The organism is Streptomyces sp. NPDC054847 (assembly GCF_053610925.1).
The window spans coordinates 23273-39066 of the sequence record NZ_JBSGZJ010000014.1 but is presented as its reverse complement, the minus strand read 5'-3'; the positions used below and the strand labels follow the sequence as shown (position 1 = coordinate 39066).

Sequence of the window (15794 nt, the reverse complement as noted above, 5' to 3'; positions counted from 1 at the left end):
GGGAGCGGCGGCGCCTGTCGTGAACGACCGTCAGACGAGCCAACCCACGAAGTGGACGACGCCGGCGAGCAGGTTGGTGATGAGGTTCATGGTGATGCTTTCTCCTCGTGCATGGTGCTGATCATGGGACTGCGCAGTCGTCGCGGTCTGCAGCCCGTCGCTTGCGCACCGTAAGCATCCTGTGTCGCAAGGGAGTTGCGTCGGCGAAACCCATGCGACCACACGTTCTGGGGAACAACCGCGCGAGCGTTCGTTTGTTCGTGCCGGTTCGGTGGCGGACGAGTTGACGTGCCGTCGGACGCCGGCTCCCCGGAACGGCCGGAGGACCGGGTTAGCGTGCCCGCATGACGAACGAGCCCTCACCGGGGGGACGGTCCAGGCGCCGGCCCCGCCTGACGCGCCGCGGCCGGTTGGTGCTGGTGGCGGGCGCCTTGGCGGTGACGGCGGCCGCGGTCCTGGTGCCGCTGCTCACCCGGGAGCCGGAGGGGCCGCACCGTCCGCCGCCGCCTCCGCAACAGAAGCTCGTCATCCCGGAGGGCCGGCGTGCCACCCAGGTGTACGCCGCAATCGACAAGGCCCTGAAGGTCGCGCCGGGAACCACCGGAAAGGCGGCCGCGACGGCGCGGCTGAAGCTCCCGCCCGACGCTCGCGGCAATCCGGAGGGCTACCTCTTCCCGGCCACCTATCCCTACGACGCCACCAGTACCCCGGCCGGGCTGCTCAGCTTCATGGTCAACACCGCCGACCAGCGTTTCGGCAGCCGGCGCATCGCCCACGGGATCAGCCGCAGCGGCGTGTCTCTGCATCAGGCGGTGAACATCGCCAGCATCGTGCAGGCCGAGGCCGACACCGCCGACGACATGGGCAAGGTGGCCCGCGTCATCCACAACCGGCTCGCCCAGGGCATGCCGTTGCAGATGGACTCGACGATCAACTACGCGCTGGGCCGCAGCACGGTGGACACCACGACCGCGGACACCCGGCTGCGCAGCCCGTACAACACCTATGAGAACCAGGGGCTGCCGCCCTCACCCATCGGCAACCCGGGGGAGGTCGCGATGCACGCGGCGGTCGCCCCGCCGCCGGGCGACTGGCTGTACTTCGTGACGGTGAAGCCGGGCGACACCCGCTTCACCAGCAGCTACGAGGAACATCAGCGGCATGTGGCGGAGTTCAACGCCGCACGGGCAGAGGCGCGTGCCACGGACGGCTGAGACGTCGGGCTGTCGTCACGGCGCGGGTCATGCGGGCGCAGGTCGTACAGGCGCAGGTCCCGCGGGCGCAGGTCATGGGGGCGCAGGTCTTGGGGCGCCCGTCACCAGGGCGTACGCCCGTCAGACGGGTGCCGGTTCCTTCTCCAGCAGCCGGGTGATCTCCCGCACGGCGGCCCGCCCGGCGCGGTTCGCGCCGATCGTCGAGGCCGAGGGACCGTAGCCGACGAGGTGGACGCGGGCGTCGCGCACCGCGCGGGTGCCGTCCACCCGGATGCCGCCTCCCGGCTCACGCAGGCGCAGTGGCGCGAGATGGTCGATCGCCGCGCGGAAGCCGGTCGCCCAGAGGATCACGTCGGCTTCGACGCTCCGGCCGTCGTCCCAGGCGACCCCGGACGGTGTGATCCGGTGGAACATGGGCAACCGGTCGAGCACCCCGGTCCGCCGGGCCTGCCGGACCGCGTCGGTCAGCGGCAGGCCGGTGACGGAGACGACGCTCTGCGGCGGCAGTCCGCGCCGTACACGTTCCTCGACCAGCGCGACCGCCGCGCGTCCCGCGTCCTCGTCGAACGGGCCGTCCCGGAAGACCGGGGGCCGCCGTGTCACCCATGTCGTCCCGGCCGCCACCGCGGCCAGTTCCATCAGATGCTGTGTCCCTGACGCTCCGCCGCCGACGACGATCACCCGCTTCCCCGCGAACTCCGCGGGGCCGCGGTAGTCCGCTGTGTGCAGCTGCCGCCCGCGGAAGGTCTCCTGACCCGGGTAGCGCGGCCAGAACGGGCGGTCCCAGGTGCCGGTCGCGTTGATGAGGGCCCGCGTCGACCAGATGCCTTCCGAGGTCTCCACCGACAGCCGTCCGCCGTCCCCTTCGCGGACGGCCGCGACCGCGACGGGCCGGTGCACGGCCAGGCCGAAACGCCGCTCGTAGGCCGTGAAGTACGCGCCGATCACGTCGGCGGAGGGCCGGTCGTCGTCCGCGCCGGTCAGTTCCATGCCCGGCAGCGAATGCATTCCGTGCACCTTGCCGTAGGTGAGTGAGGGCCACCGGAACTGCCAGGCGCCACCGGGCCGCGGGGCGTGGTCGAGCACGACGAAGTCGCGGTCCGGCAGCAGGCCGGCGCGCCGCAGGTGATAGGCGGCGGACAGGCCTGCCTGCCCCGCCCCGACGACCACGACGTCCACTTCACGAGCCACCAAGTCGTTCACGTTTCTACCAACAGGGTGGGCGGCGCGGATCTTCCCGCAGGGGCCACACCGGCCGGCGGACGAGAAGATGGGGTCATGCCCGGAACCTTCACCACCAAGACCGTGACCATCAGCACCGGCTCCGACGAGGCGGTCACCGACCTGACGGGGGAGTGCGAGCGCTTCCTCAGCGAGAACGCGGGCGGGGCCGACGGCCTGCTCAACATCTTCGTCCCGCACGCCACCGCCGGTATCGCCCTCATCGAGACCGGGGCCGGCAGCGACGACGACCTGCTGACCACGCTGCACACCCTGCTCCCGGCCGACGACCGCTGGCAGCACCGGCACGGCAGCCGAGGCCACGGCAGGGACCACGTGCTCCCCGCCCTGGTCCCGCCGCATGCGACGCTTCCCGTGGTCGGCGGCCGGCTGGAGCTCGGCACGTGGCAGTCCGTGTGCCTCGTCGACACCAACAAGGACAACCCGGACCGGCGGGTCAGGCTGAGCTTCCTGGGCTGACCCGTGTCGCGGCGGACGGGGGGTGCCCCTATGTCTTTGGTCAAGGGAAACAGGGGTGCGTTGAACCTGGGGGCCGGGCAGCATGGCGGAGTGGACGACCTGCTGTGGGATGACGTGGAGTGCTTCTTCGATCCGGACTCGATGGGGTCGCTGCCGGACGTTCGTGTCCCAGACGCCTCGGTGGAGGACTGGCAGGCGGTTCTCGATCTTGTCGGGGAGAGGGGCTGGAAGTGCCAGTACTCCGAAGGAGAGACGGTGCTTCCGGTTCCGCGGGCGGAGGCCGTGCTGTCCCGCCCGACTGATGCCGAGTGCCCGGACCTGCGGGTCTGGCCGACTGCCGATGTGTTGGCGATCTTCCGTTTCCATGCCGACGATGAAGTCGACTTCGACGTCGACCTGCGGGAGTTGCAGGGTCAGGATCGGCTTGATGTGTTCTGCGGCTTCCTTCGGGAGATCGGACGGCGGTTGGGCAAGCCGGTGCTGATGGACCCGGAAGGCGACTACGACCATCCGGTGCTCGGCTTCGATGTCGAGGCCGATCGAGTCGTTGTCCTCGCAGGCCCGCAGGTCAGGTGATTGCGGCCGACGTCTGCGGTTCGTAGAAGGCCCCATTGCGGAGCCACGAAAAAGGTAACGGGGGCTGCCGCCGGTGACGTCTGCGTGCGGGCCGGATCGGCACCGGCCCTGGTGCACAACGGCGGCAGCTACTTCACCGGACACGCCGGCTCGAGTACGTGCGAGGGCATCGGCGACATCAGCTACCAGACCATCGACGAGGTCGAGGACGGGCGGATGCCGCCGACAGCCTCACCTCCCACGCGATCCAGCGCGTTCGGCAGCGCAGTATCTCGGACGCGGACGCCCAGGCGGTCCTGGCCAAGGAACCGTTCTCCTATCTACCGCGCCGGCCGGGCGACGGCCGACACAAGCTGGGCTACTACGATCCCAAGTCCCAGGTGTTCGTCGCCAAGCCCATCGACGGGAGCGTGAACACCGTGATGACCGGTGTGACGGAGGCCTATCTCCCGGGAGGTCGAGCATGGTCGAGGTCGATATCACCTACGACGCGGTGGCGAACGCGGCCTACATTTATCTCACCCGCGCGGGGGAGCATCCGCAGTCGGCGCGTATGTACCCCTGCGACCCGGTCGCGGTCGACGGGATGATCAACCTCGATTTCGACGCGGACGGCGTTCTGATCGGCATTGAGGTGCTGGACGCCCGCTCCAAGCTGCCGCGGCACGTGCTCGACTCGGCCCGACGGCTGGACGCCGGCGAGGTGTGAGGCGACCCTCGACGAGCACGCCGCCGGGTACGGGCGCGGGGCTCAAACACCAGGTGGCGTCGTGTCAGCCCGCCGTCACCCGGTCCTCGCACCACAGCCGCCGCTCCGCCCCCCTCAGGCTCAGCCGGGCGGTGTGGCGGACATCCGGGCGGCTCGCTCATACCCCTCGAGTTCGAGATGAGGACAACGCCCTCGATCACCTGGAGTCCAGCAACGCGACCGCACGCAAGCCGGGGCACATCAAAGCCTCCATCAGATTTGGAGCGGTTCAATCAGCGCCCGGAGCCGCGCCTCGTCGTCAGCCCCGGTTGATTTCTTCCCCGCGACACAACTCAGGAATAGTTCGGAAGAGCGCCGTGCGTGAGCTCCTGAGCGCTCCATACGACGGGAAAGGTGATCACGATGGGCAGTGACCCCCTGAATCTTGACGCGCCAGGCGAGTGGGCCGGCCTTTGGTGGCTGCCGGAAGACCCTGGGCACCAGGTGCCAGGCGTGCTCCGCTACGAGCCCGAGTGCGGCTTGAGACTCTCTTTGATCGGCGCGTTCGAGGATCGAGTCACGACGACGCCTGCTCCTGGTGTGCTGATGGTCCATGAGGGCCGTCGAACGTGGGGTGTGATCCATGGTGCCGCCGATCAGTGCGAGATCAGCCTCTTCGGCTGTTTTCCAAACGGTGGCCGGCGGACCTTCGGTGCGCGGGTAAAGACCCCCGACAAACAGACCGTCGTGGCAACGACGGCACTCATCGGGGCGCACGTCAGTGGTGAAGACGAGGCGGTGTTCTCCACAACAGAGGTGTCGGTGGAGGACCTCGGGCATTGGGCGGCATCGTCAGTGTTCGAGGGCTTCCTGGGTGCGCCCGGCGGACGTCATGATGGGAGTGGCACCATCTCCGTCAAGCCCGTGGAGGTGCGGTCGGTCGAAGTCGACGGGACTGAGTTCACGCTCGCGCACCGCCACACGCTGCCGTTCTTCGACCAGCGCAGGGGCGGAACCGTTGGTCGCATGCGTGATACCGCGTACATGCGGATCACCCGGCGCGAGGCGTCCTCACTGAGTGATGCGATTGGCTATGCCCGGTTGATACAAGACCTGATCGCCCTTGCCACTCATCGTGCTGCAGGCATGATCTGGGTACGCCTGAAACTGGCCCTGGACAATGCTGTGTCGGAGGCCGGCGGGCTGCGGCTGGGGCGGAATGTCGACGTGCTGTACTCGCCCTTTGTCGTAGGGAAGCACGATGCGAAGGCAGCCGCTCATCACCGTGTGTTCTTCACGTGCGAGGCTCTACCCTTCGAGGAGATCATCCCCCGCTGGTGCGATATGCACGAGCGGCTGCAGTCCGCGACCAACATGGTTCTGGGGCTTCGGTACGCGCCGGCACGGTACGTCGAGAACAATCTTCTGACGGCGGTGGGAGCGGCTGAGGTACTGCACCGGGGTTTCGACATCGACGAACCGCCGATCCCGTCGGAGGATTTCAAACCGATGCGCGAAGCGATGCTGGCTCAGGTGCCCGAGGAGCATAGGAAGCGGATCCGCGGCTCCCTCCGCAATGACCCGACACTTCGTGATCGGTTGTACGCACTCGCGGCCCGCCCCGACCAAGAGGCGCTGTCCACGCTCGTCCCTGACGTGGACCGGTGGGCCAGGCGGACGACTCGAGCTCGGAACGACCTGGCCCACGAAGGGCGAACCCCCAACCACGAGCTGGAGGAGCTGCTCGCCATTGTGGACGTGACCACTGCGGTGGTCATTCTGAATCTGCTGAACGAACTTGGGCTACCGGCCGAACGTCAACGAGAGATCGTGCGTGACCACCCGCAGTTGCGCGCCACGGCCAGGAGTGCACGGGACTGGCTGAGCACGTCCGAGGCGGACTTCTGAGTCGGATCGTCCGGCTTTCGCTGCCCGGCGAGGCTCATCTGCGCGCCGGCCTCCGCTCGGGCTGTGGCAACGGGGGCCCCAAAGGGGCCTGAGACGGCCGATGCCTCGATCTGAGCCACGCTTGGTGCAAGGCCGTTCCCCGATTCAGACGGGGTGCCTCTCACGCTCCGGTCGGCAGGAGCCCGTGGCCTCCTCCCGGCTCCTTGGTCGGGCGAGCTGTTGAATCCCCGGCTCGGGTCACCTGCCCAACCGGTTCGCGAGCGTGCGGCGGTAGCGGTCGACACCGTCCTGGGCCACGCCGGGGCAGGCAGCGAGTTCGTGCAGGTACTGCAACGCGTCGGTAGTGGTGCTGGAGTCGGGGTGCCGGCTGATGAACTGGTGGAACGCGGTGTTCGCTTCATCCGACCTCCCCGCCGAGAGGGCGGCCAGGAAGAGTGCGAGCAACTCGTACTGATCGCTGGAGTCCATCGAGCGCCGAGCCAGCTGTCGCCAGGTGTCGGCCGCAGCCGCAACCCCGTCGACCTGGCTGATGAGCATCGCCTTCTGCAGGAGATAGTCGGCCCTCTCCGGTGCGATGACGAGTGCTTGCTCGATATCTCTCCGTGCTGGACCGTGGCGGCCTGCCAGCCGGTGCACCGAGCCACGGTTGGCGATGGCCCAGGCGTAGCGGGGGTTGAGCTCGATGGCGTGGTCGAGGTCGGTGATGGCACGGTCGTACTGGCCCAACAGCCGGTACGTCACCCCCCGGTTGGCGATGGCCCACGGATAGTCGGGGTCGAGTTCGACGGCCTGCTCGAAGTCGGTGACGGTTTGGTCGTGGCGCCCGGCCAGCCGGTGCACCTCGCCGCGGTAGGTCATGGCCCAGACGCCAGGTTCACATTCGATGGCGTGGCTGAGGTCGGCGAGGGCACGGTCGTACTGGCCGACCAGCCGATACACCTCGCCCCGACTGGCGATGGCCCAGGCATAGCGGGGGTTGAGCTCGATGGCGTGGCTGAGGTCGGCGATGGCCCGGTCGTAGCGGCCGGCCAGCCGCTGTGCCACCCCGCGGTGGGCGATGACCCAGGCGTCGCCGGGGTCGAGTTCGATGGCGCGGTCGAAATCGGCGATGGCCCGGTCGTAGCGGCCGGCCAGCCGCTGTACCACTCCGCGGCGGGTGACGATCCAGGCGTCGCCTGGGTCGAGTCCGATGGCGCGGTCGAAGTCGGTGACAGCGTCGTCGAATCGCCCCAACCATGCGAATGCGGTGCCTCGGTCGGTGGAGGCCGCCACAAGTGTCGGGGCGAGATCGTGTGCTGCCGTGAAGTCTGTCAGAGCGCCCTCGGGGTGAGCGGCCCGGAAGAATTGCCGGCCGCGCAGGAGGTGGGCGTGGGCGCGTGCAGGGGGGCCCAGCGAGGCTGAGGCGAGCAGTTCGGTGAGGACATTTGCCAGGCCGGGTTCGCGCGCGCTTGCAGCTTCGAGGCGTTGGCCCCAGGTGGTCAGGGAGAACGTGTCGGTGTCATTCCCGGCGCGGGTGAGGGTATCGGCCCACCGACGAAGAGTGGGCAGCCCTTCTGAGCATGCCTCGACTGCTTCTTCGAGAGCTGACGCAAGGAATTGGGGGGAGGCGCAGAGACGGTGGTAGGTCTCGTTCAGCCGATGCTCGCGCCAGGCGCTGTCCGACCAGCGTTTGTCGGGAGCGAGTCCGTCTTCGAGGTCGGCGCGCCAACGGGCATGGGTGTCGGCAAGGCGGTTATGGCGTTCGGACCAGTCGAGCGGGGACCGGGTGCGCTGGAGCCGGAGCATGCTGGTGCGTACTACGTCGTGATAGCGGCAGCGACCGCCCTGACCGGACACGAAGGGGAGGCCGCGTAACCACGCGTACTGATCAGCGGTCTCCTGCGGGGCCACGCTGCGGTAGATGTCTTCGTCGAGTTGGAGGGGCAGAGCACACGCGAGGACGGCAGCGCGCTGATGCGGGTCGCTCACCCAGTGGAGGAAGCGCTGGACCGCGGTTTCGGAGGGGTCGTCCAGGGAGTCCGGGCCTGACGGATGAACACGGGCGAGAGTGTCCAGGAGGACGGGGAGTCGACCGGACATGCGCAGGATGGTGGCCACCACCGCCTCGTCCGTCACTCCTCGAGCGCTGAGCAGCGCACGGGCCTCTGCCTCCGTGAAGACCTCCAACCGTATGTCCACGATCAGGTCACGGTATTCGGCCCACTCGCGGGCGGTCGGGGCCGCCTGGCCCGAGATGACGACGATCACGTTCACCGGCAGATCACCCTGGTCGTCGTTCAACACCATGCCGCGCAGCCATGCGTCGAGGAAGGGCTCGGTGCGCTCCCAGGTGTCGAAGAACAGCACGACCCAGGGGTGATCTTCGGCCGCCTCCGCAAGCCCCTGGAGGAAAACGGGGGTCAGTACACGCAGGGGACGCAGTACGAGTTCGGCGTCGTGGTGGTTGCGCAGACGGCTGCTGACGGCGGCTCGCATTCGGTCCGTCCCCCGCGCCAGAGCTTCCACGTCCAGTGCGGCCGCGGCGGGGCCGATGACGGGCGTCAGACTCAGGGCACCCATCCCGATCTGTGCGGCCGTCCTGCTGGACGTCGACGCTGCCCCGCCCTCGCGGTCCATCGCAGGGAGTGCGAGGGACGCATCGGCCTCGTGCCGGTGCTTGCGGTAACGCTCCACAGCGCTCTCGAACTTGCCGAGCGCCTGCCCCTGCCGAGCGAACTGCGCGCCGATGGACTCCATCGCCTCGATGGGGCTGCTGACATCCTCGCTCACCACCGCCGTCACGGCACCGGCGGCTCGGGCGGTCTCCTCCCAGTGACGTACCAGTGACGACTTGCCGACTCCCGCCACCCCATGCACGTGGAAGAGGTAGTTCGCCTCCCCGGGGTCGAGACCCAGATTGGCGTGGAAGGAGTCACGCTCCATGTGACGCCCGATGAAACTGGTACGCCTGCGGGCCCTGTTCAGTTCCTGCCGTGACGTCCTACGCCGGCTCATGACCACCCCCTCCTCAGATTGCCCCAGTGGCGGGGGACACGGAAGAGCAGGGAGGCGCACGGTGCCGGCCCCCCGGATCGCGCGCCCCTGCGGAATGTCGAGCGCGGTGATGACGAGCCATGAGGTGTCGCTTACGGAGGTTGGCGGACGGCCGGGGAGCCGTCCGCGCACCCCGGGAGCCCGTGGCGCCCAAGTCCCGGGGAGACGCCTGTCGGCGATGCATCGGCCGACGGCGTCGCGCCCTGTCAGCGCGGCATCAGCCGGCGGCCGGACTTCGCCGACTTCACCAGCTCCGCGACCGTGGTCAGCTTGACCCGCGGTCTGCCTTCACGCAGGCCGCGGGCGACCTCGGCCCGTTCGATCGCCGCCAGCCCCGACGCGTCGACGACCTGGCGGTTGCGGCTGCGTACCAGCCGCTGGAACGCCTTCGCCGGCGACGAGGGCGCGGGCAGCGCGCCGGCGACGGCGTCGGCGAGGAGCGTGCCGACCGTCTCGGCGGCGCACGTACGGTTCGCGCCGATGCCGCCGGACGGCCCGCGCTTGATCCAGCCCACGACGTACGTCCCGGGCATCCCCGTCACGCGGCCGTTCGCGTGCGGCACGGTGCCGGTGGCCTCGTCGAAGGGCAGGCCGGTGATCGGCGCGCCCCGGTAGCCGACGGCCCGCAGCAGCATGCCGGCGGGTATGTCCCGAGCTTCCGGCGTCCCCGTGGTGCGTACGGCACGCACGGTGTCCTCGCCGAGAACCTCCGACGGTGCGGAGTGGAAGCGGAACACGATGCGCCGTCCCGGTGCAGGCGGAAGGGACCAGTCCATCTCGCGGCGGGTGACGTCCTTAAGATCGGCGGCCTTGTCCTTGGCCCCGGCGTTCTCGATGCCCGCGCCGATCCGTGGATCGTGGTCGTCCACCACCAGCTCCACGCCGGGCAGGTGCTTGAGAGCGAGGAGTTCCGACCTGGTGTACGCCGCGTCCGAGGGGCCGCGACGGCCGAGGAGCACCACTTCGCGTACTTTCCCGGCGCGCAGGGCGGCCAGCGCGTGGTCGGCGATGTCGGTGGCGGCCAGCGTCTCCGGGTCACGGACCAGGATCCGCGCGACGTCGAGGGCCACGTTGCCGTTGCCGACCACGACCACGCGTTCGGCCGAGAGGTCCACGGCGTCCGGCGCGATCTCGGGGTGGGCGTTGTACCAGGCGACGAACGCCGTCGCCGAGATGCTGCCGGGCAGGTCCTCGCCCGGGATCCCGAGCCGGCGGTCGAACGAGGCGCCGACGGCGTAGATCACCGCGTCGTGGTGCGCGGCGAGTTCTTCCGCCGTGACGTCCTTGCCGACCTCGACGCCCAGGTGCATCCGCACCCGCGGATGCGTGTGGAACCGCCCGAAGGTGTCACCGACCTTCTTGGTCGCGGGATGGTCCGGTGCCACTCCGTAGCGCACGAGACCGCCGGCCACCGGCAACCGGTCGACAAGCGTCACCTCGGCGTTGGTGTGCAGCAGCAGGTCCTGTGCCGCGTACATGCCGGCAGGGCCGGTGCCGACGACCGCGACCCGGATCGGCGCGAAGTCGGCCGGCAGGACGCGCTTGAACTCCGGCTCGCCCCAGACGTGGAAGTTCGGGCTGTCGCCCGCCGGTTCGGGTGCCTTGTCCTCGAAGTAGTCCGCGTTGATCGCCGCGTACTCCTGCTGCGACCCGGAAAGGCTGTCCACGGGGAAGACCGCGTCCACCGGGCAGGCGTCCGCGCAGGCGCCGCAGTCGATGCAGGATCTCGGGTCGATGTGCAGCATCTCCGTGCTGCCGAAGGCCCGTTCCTCCGGGGTGGGGTGGATGCAGTTGACCGGGCACACGGCGACGCAGGTGGCGTCGCTGCAGCAGGTCTGCGTGATGGCGTAGGTCATGTCGTCAACTCGGCTCAGGTTCGGTCGGGTCGTCGGGTCGGGTCGCTCGTGCTGTCAGATCAGGTCGGCGCGCTTGTAGAAGAACAGGGCGGGCCGGGTGAGCAGACCGGCCGAGGCCAGGAACTCCATGAGTCCCGAACAGCTCGACCGCATCATGGACTTGTGGTGCTCGTTGGCCTTGGCCTCGCGAACGGCGCGCTCCTTGTCGAGCCCGGCGTTCGCGTAGACGTTCTTGTTCACCATGCTGGTGACGATGACGTACGACGCGATGGCGACGACGAGGGCGTTGATCTGCCGCCGCAGCCGGCCGGCCCCGCGGAGGCGCTTGCGCGTCTCGTCACGGGCGAACTTCATGTGCCGGGACTCCTCGACGACATGGATGTTGTTGATGGTCCGGACGAACGGCACCACCCGCTCGTCGCGCATCCAGTCGCGCTGCATGACGTCGAGGACCTCCTCGGCGACGAGGATCGCGGCGTACGCCGCCTCCCCGAACGCGACGGTCTTGAAGACGCGGCCCAGTTCGACCGCGAAGCGGTGCGGCCGGTACGCGGGGGCCCCGAGCTTCTCGGCGCCACGGGCGAACATGATCGAGTGCCGGCACTCCTCGGCGATCTCCGTGAGCGCCCACTGGAACGTGGCGTCGGTCGGGTCCTTGGCGTAGATGTCGCGGAGGACCATCTGCTGAAGGATCATCTCGAACCAGATGCCGGTGCTGGCCACGGACGCGGCCTCCTGACGCGTCAGCTCCTTGCGCTGGGCGTCCGTCAGTTCGCTCCAGTACGCGGTGCCGTAGAGGGTGCTCCACTCGGGGCTGGCGCCGTGGAAGTCCTTGTCCAGCGGCGTCTCCCAGTCCACCTCTGTGGCGGGGTCGTACGCGAGCACGGCGGCCGAGTCGAGCAACCGCCGGGCGACGTCCTGCTCCTGGGACGGTTCCTGCGTCTTGGGCCGGAGGGTGCTGCTGGACATGGTGCGGCTCCTCGAAACGAGTGGTGTGATGTTCCTTGTTCGCTGTCGGGTGCGGGCCGGCGGGCACCGTCGGCCGTCCTCGCCGCCGGGATGCCGCCGCAGCTTATTAGACGCGGCGTCTAGCAAGCTGTTAGACGGACCGTATAGCAAGAGCGGGCGCGGGCCTACCCCTCAGTACGAAATCAGTGAGAGGGCATGGCCGGATGTCGCCGGTGCGGGATTCCGTGGAGCGTCATGAACGCGGCGAAGTGCCGTGAATCAGGCGGAAGCGAAGGCCCATTCCGAGCGCAAGAGAAGAACCGGCCGCAGACGCCTGGGAGAGTCGGCACGAGACGGCGCACCGGTGCACCTGGCCCTGAGGAAACCGGAGTTCCGCGTCGGCAGGACGGCATACGCAGGCGGCAGGGGCGGCAGGGGCGGCAGGGCGGCGAGGGCGGCAGGGCGGCTGGACGGGACGGCGGCGGGTCGCCGGGAGGCACGGAGACGGGCGGTCCTACTGCCGTCGCCCGCCCCGGACTCCTGTGGGGCTCAGTAGTTCCGCCACTCGTTGAGCGTGTACTCCAGCACCACCGGATCCATCAGCGTGCTCGCCCGGACGTCCAGGCGGCGGCGGTCCAGCGGGAAGACGGCGGCGGCCTCGAGGACGGAGTCGTCCAGGAACCGCAGCGTCGGCGCCTGTTCGGCCAGGCGCAGTGCAGGGGGCGGGCCGTCGGCGCCGGGGGTGGCCAGGATGAAGCCCCAGTTGCCGAAGCTCGGGACGTCCACCTGGTACTCGGTCGTGCGGTATCCGGCCTCGCCGATCGTCGCGGCGATGGACCAGTACGACTTGGGGGCGAAGAACGGGGACCCGCCCTGCACCATGACCTGGCTCTCGGGCTTCAGGACCTGCTTGAGCAGGTGGTAGAACTCGACCGAGTACAGCTTGGCCAGCGCCGCGCTGTCGGGGTCGGGGAAGTCGATGATGACCGTGTCGAACCGCCGCGTGGCGTCCCGCAGCCAGTTGAAGGCGTCGGCGTTGACGGCTGTGACCCGGCGGTCGCGCAGCGCGTCCCGGTTCAGCTCGCGCAGCGGCTCGAAGGTGCGGGCGAGCCTGGTCATCGCCGGATCGAGGTCGACCAGCGTCACGTCCTCGACGTCGTCGTAGCGCAGCACCTCGCGCAGGGCGAGTGCGTCGCCGCCGCCGAGGATCAGCACCGAGGAGCGCCTGCCCGACAACGCCGGGTGGACGAGGGCCTCGTGGTAGCGGTACTCGTCGACGGAGGAGAACTGCAGATCGCCGTTGAGGAACAGCCGCATGTCGGGGTCCCCGGTGAAGGCGGTCGACCGGGTGACGACTATGTCCTGGTACGGCGTGGTCTCGGCGTGCACGATCGGGTCGCGGTACAGCTGCTGACGTGCGGTCACCTCGATGTCGTCCGCCAGGGCGTAGACCGTGCCGAGCACGGCGAGGACGGCCGCCATACCGGTCAGCAGCGACACGCGTACGACGCGGCGGGTCTGCCGGCGGAAGATCCACAGGACGACGACGACCCCGGCAACTGCGTTGACGGCGCCCACCACCAGCGCGCCCTTGAGCTGCCCGAAGGCGGGAAGCAGCAGCAGCGGGAAGCACAGCCCGCCGACCAGCGCTCCGATGTAGTCGACGGCGAACATGTCGGCGACGGCGCTGCCCGCCTCCTGCCGCCTGATCCGCTGGAGCAGCGTCATCAGCAGCGGGATCTCGGCCCCGATGAGGAGGCCGACGGCGAACGTGACCACCACCATCGACGGCATGTAGATCCGCAGCCAGGCGAACGACACGTAGAGGACGAGTACCGAGAGCCCGCCCACGAGCGCGAGCAGCCCCTCCACCAGGGCGAAGGAGCCGACCGCCCGCCGCTGCAGCGGCTTGGCGGCCAGCGAGCCGATGCCCATGGCGAAGACCATGACGGAGATGACCACGGAGGTCTGCATCACGGAGTTGCCGATGAGGTAACTGCCCAGCGCCGTCAACGCCAGTTCGTACACCAGGCCGCAGGCCGCGCAGAGGAACACCGCGAACAGGAGCAGGAAGCGGGACCCGCGGGAGTAGGCGGCGGCGGAAGGCTCGGCGTCGGCCGCGGCGGGCGCGTCCGCCGGGGCCGGGCACGCGGCGGTGTTCCCCGCCGCGGCCGGTGCCGGGGCCGCCTCGTCCGCGGCCGTGTCGTCCGGAGCGGTGGTGCCCATCGTCCGGTTCAGGAGACCGCGGCGCCGACCATGAAGGCCGTGCCGATGTACATCGCCGCCTGGACCCAGGCGGCGGGGTGGGGGCGGTCGCCGTTGTCGTCGAGCACGGCGTGACCCAGCCGGCCGGGCGTGAGGAGACCGACGACGACGGCGATGAACGTCATCACCACGACTCCGGACAGGCCGTACAGCAAGGTGCTGGTGAGTCCCAGGCCGAGGCCCTGCTCGGACTCGCTGGCCCGTATGGACTGGTCGATGACAAGGCCGATGGCGATCGTCTGGCCGGCGAGGAGGACTGCCGCGCCGCGGTTGCGCTCGGTCCACACCACATGGACGAGCTTGCCGGGGGTCACCAGGTCGAGGGCGATGAAGCCGACGGCCATGACGATGAAGCCGACCAGACCGTAGAGCAGGGCGACGCCTGCCGACTCGAAGATCTCTGCCACGGGGATGCCTTTCGGGGACGTCGTCGAGGAGTGCGGGTGGGTGCGGAACCGGGGACGCTACGGGGTGCGGTGGGCGGTCACTTGCCGGATCCGGGGCCGCCGCCGCGGAATTCGTTGCTGTCCGGGTCCGGCCACACGGACCGGATGTTGGACTTCCAGCGGTGGTAGCCGGTGCGGTAGTCGTCGATCTCGATCCGGCTGCCGTTCTGGTGCGGGACGATCGAGACGATGTCGTCCCGGTAGCGCAGGAAGACCTTGCCGGAGTCGTCGATACGGTCACGGGCCGAGGTGTGGCCGTCGATCTCCTTCGCGACCTTGGACGTCGTGTCGCTGGTGTCGACATAGCCCACGCCGCTGCTGGTGTACTGCTGGCGGATCCAGGTGGACGGCACGTCGTTGCCGTCGTCCGGCTCACTGGAACAGGCGGTGAGCGCGATCGTGGCGAGTATCGTCACGCTGATGAGTCGGGCTGTCTTCATCGGGCCTCCAGCCGGGTGTACGTCGCCACGATCTGGCGGCTCTGCGGGTAGGTGTGCCAAGTGCGCCATCCCGGCCCGGCGCTGAGCCGCTCGACGGTCAGTGCGGTGACCGCCTCGGGGGAGCCGGGGAAGATGCCGTGCAGCGACTCGGCGGCGTCGTCGGACCGCTTGCGGATCCGGTGCACCTCTTCGCTGAACCCGGCGGCGGTGAAGTGCCGGACGCGGGCGGTGAAGCGGTAGTGCCACTCGTCGAACTCGTGTACCGCGGACCCGGGCAGGCCCCCGGCGACGCCGGGCAGGCAGGCCACGGTCTCCCGGACCGGCCCCGCGAAGACCTGATGGGACGCGCCGAGGAGCCGGAGCTGGATGTCGAGCCCGCCGACGGTGAGGTCGCGTACGGCGAGTGCCTCGCGTGCGGGCCGGCCGAGGGTGAAGGAGAGCTGGTCCGCGTCCGTGTCCTGGTACGGGGTCGTCAGTTCTATACCGCTCACGTTTCCCTGCCCGCGCGGACGCCGGCGACCGCCGGAACGGGGCTCTGTGTCCGCCCGCCGGCCCGGGTGGGAACGGCGGCGACGGGTCCGGCGCCGAGGGCGGCGAGATCGGGCTTCAACGGTGTTCCCCACGACTTCGGGACGGGCAGTGAGCGCGCTGAGTATGGCACAGCGTCCCGGCGCCGCTTTCAGGGGGGAACGCCGACTCCTCACGGCTCGGCCGCGCGA

The 15794-nt window shown here is 69.4% G+C and carries 13 protein-coding genes; 5 read left to right on the top strand and 8 right to left on the bottom strand.

What is annotated here, in order from left to right; translation table 11 throughout:
- Positions 1-344: 344 nt before the first annotated feature.
- Positions 345-1214 (top strand): endolytic transglycosylase MltG, encoded by an 870-nt coding sequence (gene mltG / locus ACWGH4_RS03490; RefSeq protein ID WP_453455035.1) that lies wholly within the window; start codon positions 345-347, stop codon positions 1212-1214.
- A 120-nt stretch (positions 1215-1334) separates the two neighbouring features.
- On the opposite strand, the gene ACWGH4_RS03485 is transcribed toward mltG, so the two are convergent.
- The gene (locus ACWGH4_RS03485) at positions 1335-2417 is read right to left on the bottom strand and encodes an NAD(P)-binding domain-containing protein (RefSeq protein WP_453455033.1); all 1083 of its coding nucleotides are present in this window, start codon (positions 2415-2417) and stop codon (positions 1335-1337) included.
- 75 nt (positions 2418-2492) lie between these two features.
- On the opposite strand from ACWGH4_RS03485, the gene ACWGH4_RS03480 reads away from it, so the two are divergent.
- From ACWGH4_RS03480 to ACWGH4_RS03465, 4 genes are all read left to right on the top strand, one after another.
- Positions 2493-2915: a secondary thiamine-phosphate synthase enzyme YjbQ gene (locus ACWGH4_RS03480; RefSeq protein WP_441265882.1), complete on the top strand. Its 423-nt coding sequence runs from the start codon at positions 2493-2495 to the stop codon at positions 2913-2915.
- A 90-nt stretch (positions 2916-3005) separates the two neighbouring features.
- The gene (locus ACWGH4_RS03475) at positions 3006-3491 is read left to right on the top strand and encodes a hypothetical protein (RefSeq protein ID WP_453455029.1); all 486 of its coding nucleotides are present in this window, start codon (positions 3006-3008) and stop codon (positions 3489-3491) included.
- A 463-nt stretch (positions 3492-3954) separates the two neighbouring features.
- Positions 3955-4200: a DUF2283 domain-containing protein gene (locus ACWGH4_RS03470; protein ID WP_453455026.1), complete on the top strand. Its 246-nt coding sequence runs from the start codon at positions 3955-3957 to the stop codon at positions 4198-4200.
- Positions 4201-4602: 402 nt separating this feature from the next.
- On the top strand, positions 4603-6087 hold the full coding sequence (locus ACWGH4_RS03465; RefSeq protein ID WP_453455023.1) for an ApeA N-terminal domain 1-containing protein: 1485 nt from the start codon (positions 4603-4605) through the stop codon (positions 6085-6087).
- A 237-nt stretch (positions 6088-6324) separates the two neighbouring features.
- Here the strand turns inward: ACWGH4_RS03465 and ACWGH4_RS03460 are convergent, their stop codons facing one another.
- The 7 genes from ACWGH4_RS03460 to ACWGH4_RS03430 all read right to left on the bottom strand — a co-directional run bounded on the left by ACWGH4_RS03460 (position 6325) and on the right by ACWGH4_RS03430 (position 15566).
- A complete protein-coding gene (locus ACWGH4_RS03460; protein WP_453455020.1) occupies positions 6325-8868 on the bottom strand; it encodes a tetratricopeptide repeat protein in 2544 nt (847 codons plus the stop codon).
- Between the two features lie 458 nt (positions 8869-9326).
- Positions 9327-10976, bottom strand: a complete 1650-nt coding sequence (locus tag ACWGH4_RS03455; protein WP_453455017.1) for an FAD-dependent oxidoreductase — start codon at positions 10974-10976, stop codon at positions 9327-9329.
- A 54-nt stretch (positions 10977-11030) separates the two neighbouring features.
- Positions 11031-11945, bottom strand: coding sequence for an AurF N-oxygenase family protein (locus tag ACWGH4_RS03450; RefSeq protein WP_453455014.1), 915 nt, complete (start codon positions 11943-11945; stop codon positions 11031-11033).
- Positions 11946-12473: 528 nt separating this feature from the next.
- Positions 12474-14150, bottom strand: coding sequence for a polyamine aminopropyltransferase (locus tag ACWGH4_RS03445; RefSeq protein ID WP_453455012.1), 1677 nt, complete (start codon positions 14148-14150; stop codon positions 12474-12476).
- An 8-nt stretch (positions 14151-14158) separates the two neighbouring features.
- Positions 14159-14596 carry a DUF350 domain-containing protein gene (locus ACWGH4_RS03440; protein ID WP_453455009.1) on the bottom strand — a complete coding sequence of 146 codons (438 nt, stop codon included), beginning with the start codon at positions 14594-14596 and terminating at the stop codon, positions 14159-14161.
- A 77-nt stretch (positions 14597-14673) separates the two neighbouring features.
- Complete coding sequence (locus ACWGH4_RS03435) at positions 14674-15075, bottom strand: DUF4247 domain-containing protein (protein WP_441265875.1); 402 nt, start codon at positions 15073-15075, stop codon at positions 14674-14676.
- Entirely contained in the window at positions 15072-15566 is a 495-nt protein-coding gene (locus ACWGH4_RS03430) for a DUF2617 family protein (protein WP_453455005.1), read from the bottom strand. Before ACWGH4_RS03430 ends, ACWGH4_RS03435 begins: the two co-directional genes overlap by 4 nt.
- Between the last annotated feature and the right edge of the window lie 228 nt (positions 15567-15794).

What these genes read in the sequence shown, in the direction of transcription:
- ACWGH4_RS03445 (WP_453455012.1), bottom strand. Translation starts at nt 14,150, where the DNA reads ATGGGCACCACCGCTCCGGACGACACGGCCGCGGACGAGGCGGCCCCG.
- ACWGH4_RS03455 (WP_453455017.1), bottom strand. Translation starts at nt 10,976, where the DNA reads ATGACCTACGCCATCACGCAGACCTGCTGCAGCGACGCCACCTGCGTC.
- ACWGH4_RS03435 (WP_441265875.1), bottom strand. Translation starts at nt 15,075, where the DNA reads ATGAAGACAGCCCGACTCATCAGCGTGACGATACTCGCCACGATCGCG.
- ACWGH4_RS03465 (WP_453455023.1), top strand. Translation starts at nt 4,603, where the DNA reads ATGGGCAGTGACCCCCTGAATCTTGACGCGCCAGGCGAGTGGGCCGGC.
- ACWGH4_RS03450 (WP_453455014.1), bottom strand. Translation starts at nt 11,945, where the DNA reads ATGTCCAGCAGCACCCTCCGGCCCAAGACGCAGGAACCGTCCCAGGAG.
- ACWGH4_RS03480 (WP_441265882.1), top strand. Translation starts at nt 2,493, where the DNA reads ATGCCCGGAACCTTCACCACCAAGACCGTGACCATCAGCACCGGCTCC.
- mltG (WP_453455035.1), top strand. Translation starts at nt 345, where the DNA reads ATGACGAACGAGCCCTCACCGGGGGGACGGTCCAGGCGCCGGCCCCGC.
- ACWGH4_RS03470 (WP_453455026.1), top strand. Translation starts at nt 3,955, where the DNA reads ATGGTCGAGGTCGATATCACCTACGACGCGGTGGCGAACGCGGCCTAC.